Raw genomic sequence first — 19,486 nt, 5'->3', positions numbered from 1 at the left:
GTCACAAAGCGAAACCACACTACGCATTCAAAGTTAAAAATGTAAATTAATCTATTATCTATGTATGCGTGAATATAATCAAAAAAAAATCCTGTTATGTGCGTCAGTAAGCTAACTCTATGTACACTAAACCCAAAACCTCGCTATACTCCTACCCTATAATTTTTCGCCCAATAACGAATAAGAGTTCAAGATATGCAAGAGTTAGTTCCATTTGTTCAAGAGAATATGATTTTAGCCATCGTATGGATCGGCTTGGTTGTTGCCATCATTGCGAACGTTATCAAGACATCAAACGCAGCCTACAAAGAGATTACGGCAGCGCAAACCACACACATGATCAACCGTGAAAATGGTGTTGTGGTTGATATTCGTACTAAGGATGAGTTCAAAAAGGGCCATATTACGGACGCAGTTCACATTTTGCCGTCAGACATCAAAGCAAATAGCTTTGGTAGCCTTGAAAGCCACAAAGCAGACCCAATCATCGTAGTATGCAAGACAGGTCAAACTGCTCAAGAAAGCGCTAATCTGCTGGTTAAAGCAGGTTTCGAAAACGTAAGCGTACTGAAAAGTGGCTTAGTAGCTTGGAGTGAAGCTAACCTACCTTTGGTTAAAGGTAAGAAGTAAGCAGGCCTGATTACACGAATATAACTTTAAGGTTTTGTTCGGCTGATATGACGAACAAAACCTAATTTAAATTTTTAAGGACAAGAAAATGGCTGAAGCAGCACAACAAGACGCACAACAAAACTTCGCAATCCAACGTATCTTCCTAAAAGACGTCTCTTTCGAAGCGCCAAACTCTCCAGACATGTTTCAAAAAGAGTGGAACCCAGATGTAAAACTGGACCTAGACACTCAAAGCCGTGAACTTGGCGAAGGCGTTTACGAAGTCATCCTACGTCTAACTGTTACCGTTAAGAATGCCGAAGACACAGCATTCCTTTGTGAAGTTCAACAAGGCGGCATCTTCTCTGCAAGCGAAATGGAAGCTGGCCAACTGGCTCATTGCCTAGGCGCATTCTGCCCGAACATCCTGTTCCCATACGCTCGTGAAACGATCTCTAGCCTAGTAGTTAAAGGTACGTTCCCACAACTGAACCTAGCACCTGTAAACTTTGATGCTTTGTTCATGAACTACCTACAAAACCAAGCACAACAAGCTGAAGGCGAGCAGGCTTAAGTCTCACAGTAGAACTTAACTCTAGCGAACGCTTAAATAGCTTATGTTATAAGAAGCTTAGCTTTTAAATGCACATCGCAACTTCTGCGATGTGCATTTTTTATTTACACTGTATTTTGATAGAGAGCTTTTTCTTCTTAATTTAGAAACATCTCAAGAACTCTTCGATTTCCCTCATTATTTTTAGGTGGAAGCATGACAGAAACAACTCGCGCGACAAGCGCTTACGGTAAAGACATTGCGATGACAGTGATTGGCGCAGGTTCTTATGGGACATCTTTAGCGATATCTCTAGCGCGTAACGGTGCCAATGTTGTTCTTTGGGGACATGATCCTGTTCATATGAATCGCCTCGAATCAGAGCGTGCGAACAATGAGTTTCTACCAAATATTGAATTCCCAGAAAGTCTGATCATTGAATCTGACTTAGAAAAAGCCGTGACTTCAAGCCGAGACCTTTTGCTTGTAGTCCCGAGCCACGTATTCGGTGTTGTACTTAACAGCGTTAAACCTTACTTAGCCTCAGACTCTCGCATCTGTTGGGCGACCAAAGGCCTAGAGCCAGAAACCGGCCGCCTGCTAAAAGATGTCGCGCACGATGTGATTGGTGATGGTTACTCGTTAGCGGTTCTATCAGGACCTACCTTCGCCAAAGAGTTAGCGATGGGTATGCCAACGGCTATCTCTGTAGCTTCACCTGATGAAGTTTTCCTAGAAGAACTGCAAGAAAAGATTCACTGTGGCAAAACATTCCGCGTATACGCAAACTCAGATTTCATCGGCATGCAGCTTGGCGGCGCGGTTAAAAACGTTATCGCGATTGGCGCTGGCATGTCGGATGGTATTGGCTTTGGTGCTAATGCACGTACCGCGCTTATCACTCGCGGTTTGGCTGAGATGAGTCGCTTGGGCGCAGCACTTGGCGCCCAGCCAGAAACCTTCATGGGTATGGCTGGATTAGGCGACCTAGTACTAACCTGTACTGATAACCAATCACGTAACCGTCGCTTTGGTTTGGCGCTTGGCGCAGGCAAAGATGTAGATACCGCACAAGAAGAAATTGGCCAAGTCGTTGAAGGTTATCGCAACACCAAAGAAGTTTGGTTATTATCAGAACGCATGGGTGTCGAGATGCCAATTGTTGAACAAATTTATCAAGTGTTGTATCAAGGGAAAGATGCACACTTAGCAGCACAAGATCTACTTGCTCGAGACAAGAAGTCAGAAAGATAGTAAGAGCAGATACGGGATTCGAGTAATCGAGATACGAAGAGAATAAGAGCGGATACGAGACACGAAAAGATGAAGAGCACACTCAAAGTTCGACGGAAATGCTTTTCGTCACTCGTATCTCGCTACTCTAATCTGTTCTTCTAAGCTCACTTGTATCTGCTCCTTAAAAAGAATGGATGGTAAAATGAAACACTGTGAACAACAAAAAGTTTGGCAATGCATTGTGAAGGAAGCTCGACAGCAGTCGGAGCAAGAACCTATGCTTGCGAGTTTTTATCATGCCACGATTATCAACCATGAAAGCTTAGGCGCTGCACTCAGTTACATCCTAGCAAATAAGCTAAAAACAGCTTCAATGCCCGCAATGGCGGTACGTGAAGTGGTTGAACAAGCATTCAAGCAGGATCAATCGATTATCGATGCGGCTGCTTGTGATATCTGCGCGACGGTAAATCGAGATCCTGCGGTCGAGATGTACTCGATGCCTCTGCTTTATCTAAAAGGCTACCACGCCCTTCAAGGTTACCGAGTGGCCAACTGGCTATGGAAGCAAGGTCGTATTGCGCTTGCCACTTACCTACAGAACCAAATTTCGGTTGCTTGCCAAGTGGATATCCACCCGGCCGCTCGTATCGGTAAAGCGATCATGCTCGACCACGCTACAGGCATTGTGATTGGTGAAACTGCTGTCGTTGAAAATGATGTATCGATTCTTCAAGACGTTACCTTAGGTGGTACGGGTAAAGAAGGCGGCGATCGTCACCCTAAAATCCGAGAAGGTGTAATGATAGGTGCTGGCGCTAAAATCCTTGGCAACATTGAAGTGGGTGAAGGCGCGAAGATTGGTTCTTGCTCTGTGGTTCTTCAGGCAGTTCCACCTCATACAACAGTCGCTGGCGTTCCTGCAAAAATTGTCGGAAAACCGAAAACAGACAAACCCTCTTTAGATATGGACCAAGGGTTCAATGGTCGCTCTCAGAACTTCATCCATGGTGATGGGATTTAAGAGCAGATGCGGGATTCGAGTAACCGAGATGCGAAAAGACTAAAAGCAGATTCGGAGTTCGAGTAACCGAGATATGAAGAGCTTAAAAGCAGATGTGGATTCGATTCAGCGAAATTCGAAAAATTAAAAGCAGATGAATACAACTAAATGACGATAATGATGAAACAAATTCGAGCCATTAGCCGGACTCTTCTGATATCTACCAGCCTTTGCGCTGCTCTGTTATCTACATCGTCATTTGCCGCCTCTCAGGGGGAACTGAAAGGCGTATCAAGCGAAATATCTCGCCAACAAAAAAATCTTTCCTCACAACAGAAAAAACTCGACAGCCTACAAGCAAACCTCAAGAAACAAGAACTATCCATCGCTTCGCTTGAAAAAGCGATTCTAGACAGTAAAAAGCAACTCAATACGGCCAATGCAAATATTGCCAACTTAGACACCAAGATTAAAGCGCTTACGGCTCAGAAAAAAATCCATACCGACAAGTTAGAACAACTGATTCAGACTTACTACATGACAAGTCGAGCTAAAGCTTCTTCTCACATTCTCAATACTGGTGTTGAAGAAGATCGCATCAGTCACTACTACCAACACCTTGCCAAAGCTCGCTCCGCAACAATCAAAACGATTGAACAGACGCAACTTGAATTAGAAGAGAGCCATAAGCAGCGTCAACTTGAGCAAGAACAAATCGCAACACTGTTAAAACAACAAACCACCAAGCGCGATACGCTAGCCAAAACCCAAACACAACGTAAGAAAACCGTTGGCAGTATTAAAAAGAACATCTCGGGTGACAAGAATTACTTAGCAGAGCTTCAGCGAAATGAAACTCGCCTTAAAGCTGAAATAGCGAAAGCGGAGAAAGCGGCTCGCGAAAGACGTAACGCTGTTCCTATGGATGGTTTAGCTAAACGCAAAGGCAAACTACCTTGGCCGATCAAAGATAAAGTTCTACATAACTACGGTTCACGTCAAACTGGTCAAATTAACTGGAAAGGCATGGTGATCAACGCCAAGTACGGTCAGCAGGTAAAATCTGTTTACTCAGGAACGGTGGTATTTGCCGAGTATCTGCGAGGCTATGGTTTAGTAGTTCTTCTCGACCATGGAAAAGGCGATATGACGCTCTACGGCTTTAACCAAGCGCTTTTAAAGAAAGAAGGTGACAAGGTTAAAGCGGGCGAAGCGATTGCACTTGCTGGTGACACTGGCGGCCAAACGCGCCCATCACTGTATTTTGAAATTCGAAGAAACAGCCAAGCTCAGAACCCGAAGAGTTGGTTGGTTAGGTAAGAGCAGATGCGGGATTCGAGTAAACGAGATTCGAAGAGCTTAAAGAGACGTCGGGTTCGAGTCATCTAAATACGAAAAGCTTAAAACCGACACAAGGTCAGAGTAAAACATGACATGAAAAACGCTAGCCTAGTCGCCGCTCTACCCTGCTTTTCGTTTACTCGTATCTCGCTACTCGAATCTGCTCTTTCCCGATCTTCATTACTCGTCTCTTTCTACTTAGAGTTCAGCGCCCTTACACCATCTTCCAATAATGTAAGCTGTTCAAAACCTTGAGCAGTCGCAATAGGCTTCACAGTCGCTATCATCTGTAGCATCCCTTGATGTACCACTTGCTCTGTAATTTGGGCTTTTGGAGACATCGCAGACTGATACGCCAACCAACCCGATGCGATCAAGTGAAGGGAAGTAACCATCGACTTCATTTCCGTATCCGTTGCTTTTAGCAAGTTCAACTCAACAAAGGCTCTCATGATATCAACAAGGTTGGTTTGCAATCTTTCTTGCACTGCCATGTAATCAAGGTGGAGTTTTTCATCACGTGACAATATTTCAGGCAGATTCGCATAGAAGAATCGATACTTCCACATCAGTGTGAAGATAGAATCTAAGTAGGTCTTTAGTAGCGTCAGGCTTTCTTGTTGGCCTTGAATCGGCGTAAACCTTTCGAGTAACTCTGTCGAATAGAGAGTAAATATGTCACGGACAATTTCTTGTTTGTTGCGGAAGTGGTAGTAGAGGTTACCAGGGCTAATCTCGATATGTTCAGCAATATGATTGGTCGTAATACTGCGCTCGCCATGCTCATTAAAAAGCTCTAGAGCAGCGTAAACAATCTTGTCACGTGTTTTCATTAGTTATTAGTATCCCTATCCGTTTAGAGGTTCAGTATATCGCCACTAAACGGATAGATCGAGCTGTTAACATCTGGTCTAATTAGCATTAGCTAAAATAAAACCAGATCAATCACTGCCAAAGAGGTCTCGCGTGTAAACCTTATCTGCAACGTCTGCGATCTCTTCTACCATTCTGTTAGATACAATCACATCTGATACGGCTTTGAACTCTTCTAGGTCAGAATAAACCTTCGAGTTAAAGAAATGCTCTTCCTCTAACACAGGTTCGAATACGACCACTTCTATGCCTTTAGCTTTCAAGCGCTTCATGATCCCTTGAATCGACGATGCACGGAAATTGTCTGAACCGGCCTTCATGATCAAACGATAAATACCTACAATTTTAGGCGAGCGCTTAATAATTGAATCCGCAATGAAGTCCTTACGAGTGCGGTTAGCATCGACAATGGCACCCACAATGTTGTTAGGTACATCTTCGTAATTCGCCAACAGTTGCTTGGTGTCTTTTGGTAAGCAGTAACCACCGTAACCAAATGAAGGGTTGTTGTAGTGATTACCAATACGAGGGTCTAAACCAACGCCTTCGATGATCTGACGAGAATCCAAACCATGCGCTTCCGCGTAAGAATCAAGCTCATTGAAATAAGAAACACGCATCGCTAGGTAGGTATTTGAGAACAGTTTTACTGCTTCTGCTTCTGTTGAGTTAGTAAACAAAACATCGATGTTCTCTTTTTCTGCGCCTTCAACTAGCAGGTTTGCAAACACTTTAGCGCGCTCAGAGCACTCACCAACGATAATACGTGATGGGTGTAGGTTATCGTACAGGGCTTTGCCTTCGCGTAAAAACTCAGGTGAGAACATAACGTTTTCACAGTTCAGTTCTTGCTTAACGCGCTCAGTATAACCAACAGGGACCGTTGATTTGATCACCATGACAGCATTTGGATTGATATCCATGACGTCTTTAATGACCGATTCTACAGAGCTGGTATCAAAATAATTATTTTTTGGATCATAATCGGTTGGAGTAGCAATGATGACAAACTCAGCATCTTTGTAAGCCGCTTTATCGGTTGTCGCTCTGAAATTCAGAACCTTACTTGATAGAAAGTGCTCAATCTCATTATCTACAATCGGTGACTGCTTATTATTCAGCATTGTCACTTTTTCATCGATGATATCTACCGCGACTACTTCATGATGTTGTGCTAACAGCATGGCGTTTGATAGACCTACATACCCAGTACCGGCTACTGCAATCTTCATGATAATACCTATAGTTTTGAGTAATTAACTCAACATAATTTATAACTTAGCTTGCCGTATCATACTCTGGTTGGGGAATTATTCCACTAGCCCGCTTTATCCATTCCTTGCTATACTCGTGACAGTTTTGTATTCAAAAGAGTTAGAAATTATGATTATCGTAACTGGTGGTGCTGGCATGATTGGCAGCAATATTGTTAAGGCGCTAAATGAAGCGGGCCACAACGATATTCTGGTCGTCGACAACTTAAAAGATGGTAAGAAATTTAAGAACCTTGTAGACCTAGACATCACTGATTACATGGATCGTGATGATTTTCTAACTCAGGTTATGGCTGGTGATGATTTCGGTCATATTGAAGCTATTTTCCATGAAGGTGCATGCTCTGCTACCACTGAGTGGGATGGCAAATACATGATGCTCAACAACTATGAATACTCAAAAGAGCTACTTCATTACTGTGTTGAGCGTGAAATCCCCTTCCTATATGCCTCTTCAGCTGCGACTTATGGCGAAACCGATACTTTTATCGAGGAGAGAGAATACGAAGGTGCCTTGAATGTATACGGCTATTCAAAACAACAATTTGATAACTATGTTCGCCGCCTAACCGCGGATGCTGCAGCGCATAACGAGACACTTCCACAAATCGTTGGCTTCCGTTACTTCAATGTTTATGGTCCACGCGAGCAACACAAAGGCAGCATGGCCTCAGTAGCATTTCACTTAAACAACCAAATGAATGCCGGTGAAAACCCTAAGTTGTTCGCAGGCAGCGAAACCTTCAAGCGTGATTTTGTGTATGTCGGTGATGTAGCAGCAGTAAACCTATGGTTCCTAGAAAACGGTGTTTCAGGTATTTTCAACCTAGGTACAGGCAACGCAGAATCTTTTGAAGAAATCGCAAAAGCCGTAATCAAGCACCATGGTAAAGGCGAGATCGAAACGATTCCTTTCCCTGAGCATTTGAAAGGCGCTTACCAAGAGTTCACACAAGCTGACTTAACGAAACTTCGCAATACCGGTTGCGACATCGAGTTTAAAACAGTGGTAGATGGCGTCGCTGAATACATGAAGATCGTAAACGCATAACTATAGCTTCATATTTCAGATTAAGACTGTTGGTGCATCCTGCTTTTTGGGATGTACCATTGGATAATCTAGTAAACATAATCATTCCCCGAGTAACCGATATAAAGTTAACTCTCTGATTTAAAAAATGTAGTGAACGAATGACCACACAACGTAATGATTTTGATCCAAAAGCTTACAATCCTGAGTTTGAATGGGGATTTCTAACACCTAAATACTGGGGCACTTGGATTGCTGTTCTATTATCGTCTTTAGTCTGCTTCTTACCTAATAGCATTCGTTTAGCACTCGCTAAGTTTATGGCTAAGCAAGCTGTAAAAATCAAGAATAAAGCTAACCGCCGAGCTCGCGTAAACCTTGAGATGTGCTTTCCGGAGCAATCTGTAGAACAGCGCGAAAAAACTCTCTATCAGTCATACGTTACATCTATATCATTTTTGATGGGGTTTGCTTCTTTAACACTAAAAAGCAAAACTTGGCTAGAGAACAACACCTCGATAAACGGCCTGAGTAACCTAACCGACGTTACGGACAGTGGCGAGAATGTGATCTTGTTGGTACCTCATACATGGGCTATCGATATCCCAGCGGTATTATTAGCATCACGCAATTTACCTGTGTCTGCTATGGCGAAAGCACAAAAAAACAAACTCAGTGACTGGCTAATGCACCGACAGCGCGTGCAATACGGCGGTCGTGTTTACGACCGTAGCGGAGGCATCAAGCCTTTCATCAAGTCCGTACGTGATGGGTACCTGGGTTACTATCTCCCTGATGAAGATCTAGGCCGTGAGCACAGTGTCTTCGTTAATTTCTTCGCGACTCAAAAAGCAACTATCTCAGGTCTTGGTCGCCTATCAAAACTAAGTAAAGCTAAAATTGTGCCCTTGTTTGCTCAATACGATAGCAGCACTGGCCAATACACCCTGGACTTCTACCCTGCCCTACCATTCCCAACAGGAAGCGAAGAGCAAGACGCGCGTATGATGAATCAATGTATTGAAAACTACGTAAGCAAAAAGCCTGAGCAATATATGTGGATCTTAAGACTGCTTAAGACTCGTCCTGATAGCAATATAAACCCTTATAAGAAGTAGTTTCCATACCATGTCTCCAACTCACTTATCTCACACAAAAGCAGTACCGTTTTTTGCTGCTTGCTTTCCTGTTATATGTGTCGCTTATGGCTCTGGCTACAACTATTCAAGCATCTTGCTACTTGCTTCATGTATAGTAAGTCTCATTTTTACCTATAAAGAAATAAAGTTAAGTACCAATGAAAAGCTCTTTATATACACACTTTTGTATTATTTTCTAACTTTTCTTCTACTAAAATTTTTTCATGATGAGAGATGGAGTTTTATTGATAAGCCGAGTAGAGCTCTATTAACAATACCAATTTTTATTGCCTTATTGCTAAACCCGCCATCGTGGAAAAGTATAACTATTGGGATAAATATTGCCTCAATTTGCTCAGCTATCGTCGCGCTATTCTACTTTGAACAATACCCTGAGCTAAGAGCATTTGATGGACGTATTCCAAATGCTTGGTTTGACGGCTATATGCAAATACAAACGGGAGGGATCGTAACAACTTTTGCCATTTCAAGCCTAGCTATTGCTTTAATCGAATTGAAAAATAAGCATTTTTTGTTTTCAATGTTGTCTCTAATTGCGTTCTTTTTTGCATCTTGGGCAAGTTTACAATCCGGCAGTCGAGGTTCCTGGCTATTGGTCCCGTTAGCCTCATTACTTATTATTCACCGATGTTTCAATTTCTTCAGGTTAAAAGTACTTTTTTGCACTTTAATTGCGATAGCTTTAACACTATCGGCCGTTAGCTTAAATGAAAGAATAGTATCCAGGGTCAATCTGGCGGTTAGTGACTACCAAAAATTTAGTTCAAATACTAACGATAATACATCGGTAGGGATACGCTTGAATTTATGGAAAAGTGCAGTTATTACTTTTTCTGATAACCCTACTTTTGGAGCAGGTCTCAAAGGGCGTATAGAACAACGGAGAGCATTGGGAGATAATGGGGTCATCGATAAAAAAGTTTCACGTAAAACTTACCACGAGCATAATCAGTTTCTAGAAGCTGCTTCAGTCGGAGGTTTTGCGTGGTTAAGCGCTCTCTTAGCTATTTTAATAGTCCCACTTTTCCTTTTTTATCAGAACATAAAATGTTCTTACTCTGATGAGGTAAAGAACTTTAGTTTGCTTGGGATTATCAACATCATACTTATAATTGGTTATTGTCTAACACAAGCTTTTTTTAATCATAATTCTGGAACAATTTTTTATTTAGTGTGGACCACAATCTTGCTCAGTGCTTCACTTGCTAACTCTAAAAAAGGACATAATAATGAAAGCACTAAATAAAGACACTTATATCTGCTCTACAGTAAGGCATTTATTATTTAGTCTATATAAAGCTCAAGATAGTAATAATCAGGCTGTTATTGTATTCTTCTATGACTTCCAAAATATTGAACCACAGCAATTAGACGCAACACAACTACCGGATAATATAAGTTTAATCTTAGTTAACAGGAAATCGTTAGTTAGACATATAAAGAAAAGTGGTCTCATTGGGAGATTGATTCTATTTTGTTCACTACGTGGTATTTCAACTTCAACTTCAACTATGTCTAAACTGGTTAACTTATTACATAGCTATGATAGTAATTTCAACTTTACTATTGATAACTTATTTCTTTTCAATGATAACAATAAAATGTCTCGATTATTTAGACTGTTAAATCAATCTTACTCTATGATTGAAGATGGCATGGGCAATTATATTGAGCATAAAATTGAATCAATACCTAAGCAAGCACTGAGATATATACAAGGAAAACAACCTAAATATTATGTTTTCGGAGAAAAAGATCAATGCAAAGAAGTCTTTGCTATTCACCCCGACAACCTACCTAAGAGCATAATACATAAAGGTGAAAAGTTAATATTATCAAAAGATAAAGTAGTCGTCGATACCATAAAAACCTGCTTTAGGTTCAAATGTATACCAGGATTCTCCGAAAATGGTTTAATTATTGCTACACAACCTGTGTTTAATGAAATAAAAGATAAGTTAATAAGTGATGAATTCTTTCTAACTATCTATAAAACAATCATTTCACTCAGCAAAGAAAGAGGAATAACACCAGTATTAAAACTCCACCCTCTAGAAGAAAGGCGCGATTACGAAAGTTTAGATAATAAGGATGTTGAGTTTCTACCAAGTAAGCTTCCTTTAGAGTTATACTTATTATCAACTTCTGAAAAAACTAATATCATTACGATAAATTCATCTGTAGGTATTGGAATGGAGGAGTATTGTAACGTATATAGTCTGATACCAGATACTAAGGTATCAGATTATATAGAAGTGCTTTCGGAGTATGAGATTGATAGAGATAACCTCCAAGAAGCAATCTCTACCCAGCTATCCAAAATAATACCGCTATCTACTCAATAAGTTCAAAAGACAATGGTGTACCTGCAACGATCTCGATTGTTGCTTTCTTTCCAATAACTTCATCATAGAACTTAGGCGCTACACCAAAGCCTGGTCGAATGCTTCTGACATTATCAGCAGTCAGTATTTCACCAACTTTAATGTCTTTTACTACATATAGAGAGCGACGGAACTTTACATTCCCCTTTTCAGCCTCTGTTCGCTCGTAGTTAACGTGTCCCATGGCTTGCCACGCTGTCTTCGTATCTTTACATAAAGCCGTTAATTCATTAGGTTCGAGAGAAAAACTATCATCAGCTCCGCCTCCGTTTCGATCCATAGTCACGTGCTTCTCGATCAAGCACGCACCTAACGTCACAGACGCAACGGCAGTAGCATTATCAATCGTGTGATCAGAAAGGCCAGATAAAACGTCAAACCGCTCTGCGATATCGGCAATCGTCTTTAAGTTATATTGTTCTGCCGGGGCTGGATAGCCGCTTACACAATGCAATACAACCAATTCCTTACATCCATTATCTCTCGCTGTTTTTACTGCTTCTGCAATCTCTTCCTCGTTGGCCATTCCGGTTGAAATAATCATCGGCTTACCCGTTTGAGCAACACGCTTTATCAACGGTAAATCGACAACCTCAAAAGAGGCGATCTTGTAAGCAGGGGTATCTAAGGATTCCAATAATTCCACTGCTGTAAAGTCAAAAGGAGAGCTAAAAATAGTGATTCCAAGCTGTTTCGCCTTTTCAAATAATGGCTTATGCCACTCCCACGGCATATGTGCTCCTTTATAAAGCTCATATAGCGTTTGCCCATCCCATAAGCCACCATGGATCTGGAAGTCATCACTATCACAGTCCATAGTGATGGTTTCATGAGTGTAAGTTTGTAATTTTATTGCATCTGCACCCGACTTTTTTGCCTCTTCCATAATTTGGAATGCTCGATTAATATCACCATTATGATTAGCAGATAACTCAGCAATAATATAAGGGGCGTAGTCAGGGCCTATTTTTCGACCGTCAATTGAAATATATGGTTTCATCAGAATCTCATTAAATTGGGTTACGAATAAATGTTTCAGAATTTTGCTGCGTATAGTTCGCTTTTTTGAACAACTTCTGAGAAGCTTTATTACATTCTAATACGGTTGCATGTAATGTCAGTTCTGGGTGTATCACATCTGCCATTTTTAATACTGCCGTCGCGATGCCGCGACCATATGCTGTGGGAGCAACGAAAATCGAGACTAAATAATGTTTGGGCTTTAACTTATCTAAACGCAGCACACCAAGCTTTTCCTCTGTGGTTTTATCTTGCACGAGATAAAAAAAGTCAGAGGTTAATGCTAATTTTCGCTGCATCCAGTCATGGTGCTCTTCCCATGTGGGTACGTTGCTGTTTAATGCGAATTCACGTGTCTTAGGGTGACATTGCCAGTCATAAACGGTTCTAATATCTTCATGACTTGCAATAACTAGTTGCAGATTAGAATCACGATTAGGCTCAATAAGCTGAGTTATTTCCAGTACCAATCTTCTTATCCCTAAACCATCACATAGCTTTAAATTCGCAGCATAGAGCTCATCCCATTGGCTTATCGCTCGCTGATAGGTCAGTAATAGTTCAGACTCAATGTCTTCTAAAGTGACTTTGAGTATCGCTTTATGCAACAGTAATTGAATACAGATCGTTGCTTGATTATCAGCCAGTGGGACCAGAATACTAGGTAAGCCGAGGCAAGCACGCTCCCAACTTGTCGTACCTGGCGCGCCAATTGCGAGATCATGTTTGAGCATTAAAGAGGCCATATCGGCCTCAAAATCTTGATGACGCACATGACTATGTAAATCACACCATAGTTTGACTTGCTCATAATGTGGAGCTCTAGGACTTAGCAGAACTGTGAAGTCAGCATTAATTTTACCAACAAGACTTTGCAAAGATTTCAGAGTAGCGTTGGGGTTATCAATGCCTCCCATAGAGATTAACACTTTCGGCCTTGAACCTGGTCCATTACGATGGCAAGCATGCTCTCTCAATGCAGCAAAATTGGGGGCCAAAATTGCATACTCACTGCCCGTTAAAGCACGGGCCGAGCCGGGATATTCAGTGAACTTGCGCCCAAGAGTTTGATCGATTATTAAGTCTGCATTGTGCTCTCGAACAAGATCATCGATAGCGACAAGAAAACAGCTTAGAGCTTGTTTAACAAGCTTTTGCCAAGGTTGACTAATTGCATAATGGTCAGTTATGACCAAATCTGCTTTACCGACCACTTGAACAAAGTCTAATGCGTCCTCAGAGAAACTTCGCTGGAGCCAAGCGTCGTAATCAGCCTCATATTTCGGTGTACAGGGTTCTTTAGTGGGGGTTAATTTAATGACCTCGAAGCCACGTTCCTCAATATAGGAAATCATATCCCCTGACTGCGGTAAACACGCAAAATAAATATTATATCCCCGTAGCTTTAATGCGTCAGCAAGCACTAAACAACGCATCACATGTCCACTACCGATCCAGCCAGAGGCATCAACTCTAAAGATAACTCTCATAGAACCTAGTTAATTTAACGCTGTATATAACGCTTCAGCCAAATCCCAGTCCTCAGGAGTATCAATATCTTGAACCCGATTTCTAGGTAATAAAACCACACTAGAATGATTAGTAAATATCGCCTTTTTTTCTAAAAATGCTTTCGTTTTCCCCCAATAAAACTGACCAGCGTCATGATATGCTTCTTCTAAGTCCTGAGAGCGCACTTGTTCATTTTCAGGGGAAAACATTGACACTTCCCCCTCTGATGAGATTTTTATCGCTCGCTGAATAGGGAATGGGAACGTAGCTGCACTAAAAACAAACTCAAATCCCCCCTGATTGAGCTTATCCAAACCTTGTTGAAGATACCCTGGGGTGACAAAAGGAGCTGTCGCATACAAACAACAAACGGCGTCAATATCCCACCTATTATCCGTACACCAAATAATAGCGTGCTGCATGACATCCATCGTCGTCGCATAATCATCAGAAAGATCAGAAGGGCGCAAAAATGGCACTTCAGCACCATATTGCTTCGCTACCTCGGCGATTTCTGCATCATCCGTAGAGACGATCACCTTATCAAAACACCTTGAAGCAACGGCAGCTTCAATAGAGTAAGCAATCATTGGCTTGCCATGAAAATATTTAATATTTTTGCGAGGAATACGCTTACTGCCGCCACGCGCAGGGATAATTGCAACTCTCATCATTAGATCCTAACGCTAACCCCTTGCTGAGCAAGGTAGCTCTTCGCTTCATTAGGGGTTTGCTCTGTAAAATGAAACATAGCAGCAGCAGCTAAAGCGTCTGCGCCTGAATAATCAAAAGCATGATGCATATCTTGATAGTCTTTAGCGCCGCCGCCGCCAATCACAGGGATACTCACACTATCGACAGCTAACTTTAAAAGTTCACTATCATAACCTGTCATCGAGCCATCAATTTCAATGCGGGTTACCAATAACTCACCCGCACCATAAGATTCAACCATTTGAGCGGCATCAACAAATGTATATTTTGACTCTGACTTGCCTGAGTGGGTAAATACTTTGTATTCACCCCCTACCCTCTTAACGTCGAGAGAAACAACAATACATTGATTACCAAACGTTTCAGAAGCTTCTTTAATCAGCTCAGGAGTTTCCAAAGCCGCGGTATTCAGTACCACCTTGTCTGCTCCAGCAAGTAATACCTTACGGATTTGTTCAACGGTTTTAATTCCACCGCCAACAGAAAAAGGCATAAAACATTCATCGGCAACATCATGTATAAGCTTGTAGTCTGGCTCACGGTTTTCAGTTGTCGCATTAATATCCAGTAGTACTAGTTCATCGACATTACGCATGTTGTAGATTTTAACTGTCTGTATAACTGAGCCAGTCCGTCGCCAAGCATTAAAACCTTCGCCTTTTACTAAACCGAAATCCGCATACAACATTGTTGGAATAATCCGTCGTTTTAACATACTTACAATTCCAAAAAGTTTTGTATTAATTTAAGGCCAAGCTTTTGACTTTTCTCTGGATGAAACTGCATTCCAAAGACATTGTCTTTCTGCACGGCGCAGGTAAATTCCCCCCCATGCTCAGTTCTCGCCAATATGTTTGACAAACTGTCAGCTTGGTAGTGATAGCTATGAACAAAGTAAAAATCACTGCCCGATGGGATCCCCTCAAACAAGGGAGAGTCCGTTAAAATTTCAACTGAATTCCAGCCTACATGAGGTACACGAGCCGTTACATCTTGTGGTCTTAATCTGACCACTTCACCTGGGATCAACCCTAATCCCTTAGTTTCTCCATGCTCATGACCTAATGTGGACAAAATTTGCATGCCTAAACAAATACCAAGAACTGGAATTTCATCCTCAATAGCAGATTCTAAAATCGCCTCTTCAAGACCCCGTGCCCTCAGTTCTTGCATCGCTTTAGTATAAGAACCTACACCCGGTAAAATAATTTTATCCGCTTGTAATATATCTTCAGCGGTTGAAGCAATGGTAGCCTTATAGCCACAAGCAGATATGGCTCGGGTTACCGAGCCAATATTCCCCATGCCATAATCAACGATTGAAATAGTCATAGTGAGAACCGTAAATTAATTATCGTAGTTCAATTTAGTAAGGTTGCCTTTAGTATCTCTCACTAAGTTACCTTTACGATCTGTTTTGAATAGTTTTTTGTTCGTAAATCGATCACAAATTTCATCGAATTCTTCTTTCGACATATCAATTTCATCTAAAACACTTTCAAGAGAACGACCTAAGTAAACGTCTGGGTAGTTACCATCATTTTCTTTTAGAAAATCAACTATGTCTCTACGGTCAAGTCGACCTCGTCGAATATGGTTATTCGCTTGGTCAGTTGCACGGCCAAAGCCATACTTAATATACTTGAAATAATCGTGTACTCGGTGATAGTAATTATCTAAATTCTCATAATTTACAAAGCTACCTTCCGTTGGTGTCGGGTAACTTTCAAAACCGTACGCTTGAGCTACCAACGTATTATTGTAACCATCCCAAGGGAAGTAATACCCTAAGAAAATACCCGTCACACCTACTCGCTTCAGATCTTCATCAGAAGGGTAGAAGTAAGGAATAAGATCGCGTCGAGTAATATCATCCTGGCCAATTAAATCTGTAATGCGCATACCAAGCATGCCACCAAACTCTTCAAGCCAACGACGATCTAATACATTGTTCTCAGCTGCCGCTGCTGGGCCACCATATTCGTGCTGTGAGTTCTCACCCCAAATAATTAAAGGGATGTTTTTCTCTACAGCTACCTGAATAGGAATAGTAAAAATAGTGACGTGCTCTGCCCATTGAATATCACCTACTTCGCGTAACGCTAAACGAGAAAGCTTACGGCGAACTTTAGGGTTCGTTGTCACATTGACGTGATCTACACCCAGTCGCTTCAGGTTTTCAAGGTTACGACGACCAATTTCCGATAAAGAATCAGTTTCCGCAGTCACACATAATGGGTTCAAACCAGCCTGTAAAACTCGAATGACTTGATAAGTACTGTCTTTACCGCCACTAACTGGAATAATGCAATCATAGTTTGAACCGTCAATCGACTTATACTTGTTCGTAATAGCTTCAAACTCACTTTTACGCTCTTCCCAATCAATTTCTGTACGCTCTTCAAAGTTAATACAAGCGCTGCACTTGCCTTCCTCATTGAACCATAAATCAGGCTTCGTCTCTGGATACATACAGCTAGTACAATATTTGATTTTTTTCATTTTTTAACCTGTTTACTCTTTATTCAAAACATAGGCAATAACACGAACCACTGTATCTTGCTGATCTTCAGTCATACCGTGGAACATAGGGAGAGAGATCGCTTCTTGGTAATAACTCTCTGATTCAGGAAAATCACCTTCAGAGTACCCTATCGCCTGATAATATGGCTGCGTATGAACGGGAATGTAGTGTAAATTCACACCTATACCATTTTCTCGTAGCGCATCAAACACTTGCTTGTGAGTCAGCGATATCTCATTCAATTTCAATCTAATAACAAAAAGATGCAAGCCAGAATACGTATTCTTTAACTGGTAAGGTAATACCAGAGGTAGACCTGACAACAATTGGTTATAACGTTTAGATAACACATGGCGCGCCGCAACAAATTCATCAAGACGTTGCATTTGCGTGACACCCAATGCCGCTTGAAGTTCTGTCATGCGGTAGTTGAAACCTAAATCAACCTGTTGGTAATACCATCCACCATGAGAAGCTTCCGTCATCATTTCAGGATCTCGAGTAATACCATGACTGCGCAAGAGAGCCATTTTATCCGCTAGCTCTTTCTGATTAGTTAACGCCGCCCCACCTTCCGCTGTTGTCACAATCTTCACCGGGTGAAAACTGAAAACGGTGATATCAGAATACTCGCAATTACCAATTGGTTGTCCCTGGTATTGACCACCAATAGCATGAGAAGCATCTTCAATGACTTTAAAACCATATTCTTTGGCTAACTTAGCAATGGATTCCATATCACAAGGCTGACCACATAAGTGAACAGGAACGACGACTTTAGGTAGAGTTCCGTTAGCTTTAGCAGTAATTAGCTTTTGCTCTAGCTTTTTAGGGCACATGTTATAAGTTGCTGAATCAATATCAACAAAGTCCACTTTAGCTCCGCAATAAAGACCACAGTTTGCAGATGCGACAAAAGTAACAGGCGTTGTCCACAACCAGTCACCTTCAGCCAAACCTAAAGCCAAGCAAGCGATATGCAGAGCGGAGGTTGCACTATTCACTGCTAACGCATACTGAGCACCAGTATGTTCTGTTAACGCTTTTTCAAACGCAGGCACTTGTGGTCCCTGAGTTAGAAAATCAGATTTAAGGACATCAACTACACTATCAATGTCTTGCTGACTGATATCTTGCTTGCCGTATGGAATCACTGTTCTACTCACACTGTAAATTTAGGATCAACATGTTCTTTTATTAGGTCACGTAGACCTTCAATCGTTTCCCACTCAGTATTGGTGCCTGAGTTGTATTTAAAACCAAAAGGCACTTTCTCAGCCTTATGGTGATTCATGTACTCATCTTCTGTGTATGTAAAAGAGACAGAAGGAAGGATCGCGTAATAACGACCTAAATCAATTGTATTAAGAGAATCGGTATCAGTGATCATTTCTTCATGGAGCTTTTCACCAGGGCGAATACCTACAACCTTAGTTGCCATGCCCGGCGCAATAGCTTCAGCGATGTCTAGAATTTTGTATGAAGGAATCTTAGGAATAAAGATCTCACCACCCAAATGGTTTTCAAGTGCATACATGACCATATTCACGCCATCTTGAAGAGAAATATTAAAACGCGTCATCTCTTCATGTGTAATTGGCAGTACACCTTCTTCTTTTTTCTGCATAAAGAATGGAATAACTGAACCACGAGAACCCATCACATTGCCGTAACGTACGACACTGAAACGAATGTCTTTAGAGCCTTTAATATTATTCGCAGCGGCAAATAGCTTATCCGATGCAAGTTTCGTAGCACCATATAAGTTAATCGGAGCACAAGCTTTATCCGTAGATAGTGCAACCACATCTTTCACACCACACGCAAGAGCTGCACTAATAACATTCTCTGCGCCATCAATATTTGTACGAATACATTCAGTCGGGTTGTACTCAGCAGTGTCTACTTGCTTGATCGCAGCGGCATGGATAATGACATCAACACCTTCACAGGCTTGAATCATACGGTTACGGTCACGCACATCACCGATGAAAAAACGTAATTGTGGGTAATCTTTTTGAGGATAATTTTGCTTAATTTCAAACTGCTTCAGTTCATCACGAGAAAAGATGATGATCTTCTTTACGTCTTGATAACGCTCTAAAATCGTTTTGATGAACTGTTTACCAAATGACCCTGTGCCACCTGTGATTAATACTGTTTTGTTATTTAGCATATTCAACTACTCTATTATGTCTTTTGCATTCTAAGTCTTTAGACTCAAAATTTTAAATTCAAATTAATTTCTAA

At 41.4% G+C, this 19,486-nt stretch carries 19 protein-coding genes; 9 read left to right on the top strand and 10 right to left on the bottom strand.

Annotated features, from left to right (window positions below; all coding sequences use genetic code 11):
- Positions 1-195: 195 nt before the first annotated feature.
- The 5 genes from AC3CKG_RS00895 (at position 196) to AC3CKG_RS00875 (ending at position 4,724) form a co-directional block, all read left to right on the top strand.
- Positions 196-630, top strand: a complete 435-nt coding sequence (locus AC3CKG_RS00895) for a rhodanese-like domain-containing protein (protein ID WP_016786319.1) — start codon at positions 196-198, stop codon at positions 628-630.
- Between the two features lie 88 nt (positions 631-718).
- Positions 719-1,186 carry a protein-export chaperone SecB gene (gene secB / locus AC3CKG_RS00890; protein ID WP_009847959.1) on the top strand — a complete coding sequence of 156 codons (468 nt, stop codon included), beginning with the start codon at positions 719-721 and terminating at the stop codon, positions 1,184-1,186.
- 195 nt (positions 1,187-1,381) lie between these two features.
- Positions 1,382-2,419 (top strand): NAD(P)H-dependent glycerol-3-phosphate dehydrogenase, encoded by a 1,038-nt coding sequence (gene gpsA / locus AC3CKG_RS00885; protein WP_488528665.1) that lies wholly within the window; start codon positions 1,382-1,384, stop codon positions 2,417-2,419.
- Between the two features lie 184 nt (positions 2,420-2,603).
- A complete protein-coding gene (gene cysE, locus AC3CKG_RS00880; RefSeq protein ID WP_009847961.1) occupies positions 2,604-3,425 on the top strand; it encodes a serine O-acetyltransferase in 822 nt (273 codons plus the stop codon).
- 147 nt (positions 3,426-3,572) lie between these two features.
- Positions 3,573-4,724, top strand: coding sequence for a murein hydrolase activator EnvC family protein (locus AC3CKG_RS00875; RefSeq protein ID WP_488528664.1), 1,152 nt, complete (start codon positions 3,573-3,575; stop codon positions 4,722-4,724).
- A 215-nt stretch (positions 4,725-4,939) separates the two neighbouring features.
- Here the strand turns inward: AC3CKG_RS00875 and AC3CKG_RS00870 are convergent, their stop codons facing one another.
- Positions 4,940-5,578 carry a TetR/AcrR family transcriptional regulator gene (locus tag AC3CKG_RS00870; RefSeq protein WP_065207325.1) on the bottom strand — a complete coding sequence of 213 codons (639 nt, stop codon included), beginning with the start codon at positions 5,576-5,578 and terminating at the stop codon, positions 4,940-4,942.
- Between the two features lie 108 nt (positions 5,579-5,686).
- Positions 5,687-6,850: a nucleotide sugar dehydrogenase gene (locus tag AC3CKG_RS00865; protein ID WP_372262797.1), complete on the bottom strand. Its 1,164-nt coding sequence runs from the start codon at positions 6,848-6,850 to the stop codon at positions 5,687-5,689.
- Between the two features lie 151 nt (positions 6,851-7,001).
- Between AC3CKG_RS00865 and rfaD the strand changes: the two genes are divergently transcribed.
- The 4 genes from rfaD (at position 7,002) to AC3CKG_RS00845 (ending at position 11,427) form a co-directional block, all read left to right on the top strand.
- Entirely contained in the window at positions 7,002-7,943 is a 942-nt protein-coding gene (rfaD, locus tag AC3CKG_RS00860; RefSeq protein WP_488528663.1) for an ADP-glyceromanno-heptose 6-epimerase, read from the top strand.
- A 140-nt stretch (positions 7,944-8,083) separates the two neighbouring features.
- Positions 8,084-9,040: a lauroyl-Kdo(2)-lipid IV(A) myristoyltransferase gene (lpxM, locus tag AC3CKG_RS00855; protein ID WP_488528662.1), complete on the top strand. Its 957-nt coding sequence runs from the start codon at positions 8,084-8,086 to the stop codon at positions 9,038-9,040.
- Between the two features lie 10 nt (positions 9,041-9,050).
- Positions 9,051-10,328, top strand: coding sequence for an O-antigen ligase family protein (locus tag AC3CKG_RS00850; protein WP_488528661.1), 1,278 nt, complete (start codon positions 9,051-9,053; stop codon positions 10,326-10,328).
- Positions 10,312-11,427: a glycosyltransferase family 52 gene (locus tag AC3CKG_RS00845; protein WP_488528660.1), complete on the top strand. Its 1,116-nt coding sequence runs from the start codon at positions 10,312-10,314 to the stop codon at positions 11,425-11,427. The genes AC3CKG_RS00850 and AC3CKG_RS00845 overlap by 17 nt, the downstream gene beginning before the upstream one ends.
- Here the strand turns inward: AC3CKG_RS00845 and pseI are convergent.
- From pseI to pseB, 8 genes are read right to left on the bottom strand one after another with little or no spacing between them, the layout of a single operon-like run.
- Positions 11,417-12,466, bottom strand: coding sequence for a pseudaminic acid synthase (gene pseI / locus AC3CKG_RS00840; protein WP_488528659.1), 1,050 nt, complete (start codon positions 12,464-12,466; stop codon positions 11,417-11,419). The two genes, AC3CKG_RS00845 and pseI, sit on opposite strands and share 11 nt — an antisense overlap.
- A gap of 10 nt (positions 12,467-12,476) precedes the next feature.
- A complete protein-coding gene (pseG, locus tag AC3CKG_RS00835; protein ID WP_488528658.1) occupies positions 12,477-13,976 on the bottom strand; it encodes a UDP-2,4-diacetamido-2,4,6-trideoxy-beta-L-altropyranose hydrolase in 1,500 nt (499 codons plus the stop codon).
- A 9-nt stretch (positions 13,977-13,985) separates the two neighbouring features.
- Positions 13,986-14,669, bottom strand: a complete 684-nt coding sequence (gene pseF / locus AC3CKG_RS00830) for a pseudaminic acid cytidylyltransferase (protein WP_488529215.1) — start codon at positions 14,667-14,669, stop codon at positions 13,986-13,988.
- Positions 14,670-14,671: 2 nt separating this feature from the next.
- Entirely contained in the window at positions 14,672-15,427 is a 756-nt protein-coding gene (hisF, locus tag AC3CKG_RS00825) for an imidazole glycerol phosphate synthase subunit HisF (RefSeq protein ID WP_488528657.1), read from the bottom strand.
- 2 nt (positions 15,428-15,429) lie between these two features.
- Positions 15,430-16,044: an imidazole glycerol phosphate synthase subunit HisH gene (hisH, locus tag AC3CKG_RS00820; RefSeq protein WP_488528656.1), complete on the bottom strand. Its 615-nt coding sequence runs from the start codon at positions 16,042-16,044 to the stop codon at positions 15,430-15,432.
- Positions 16,045-16,059: 15 nt separating this feature from the next.
- Entirely contained in the window at positions 16,060-17,214 is a 1,155-nt protein-coding gene (locus AC3CKG_RS00815) for an N-acetyl sugar amidotransferase (protein WP_108093373.1), read from the bottom strand.
- A gap of 12 nt (positions 17,215-17,226) precedes the next feature.
- Positions 17,227-18,402 (bottom strand): UDP-4-amino-4,6-dideoxy-N-acetyl-beta-L-altrosamine transaminase, encoded by a 1,176-nt coding sequence (pseC, locus tag AC3CKG_RS00810; protein ID WP_488528655.1) that lies wholly within the window; start codon positions 18,400-18,402, stop codon positions 17,227-17,229.
- Positions 18,399-19,412, bottom strand: a complete 1,014-nt coding sequence (gene pseB / locus AC3CKG_RS00805) for a UDP-N-acetylglucosamine 4,6-dehydratase (inverting) (protein WP_108117616.1) — start codon at positions 19,410-19,412, stop codon at positions 18,399-18,401. The genes pseC and pseB overlap by 4 nt, the downstream gene beginning before the upstream one ends.
- Positions 19,413-19,486: the final 74 nt, after the last annotated feature.

This window comes from Vibrio sp. QJM3NY_15, assembly GCF_057785995.1.
This window is presented reverse-complemented; position numbering and strand designations above follow the sequence as displayed.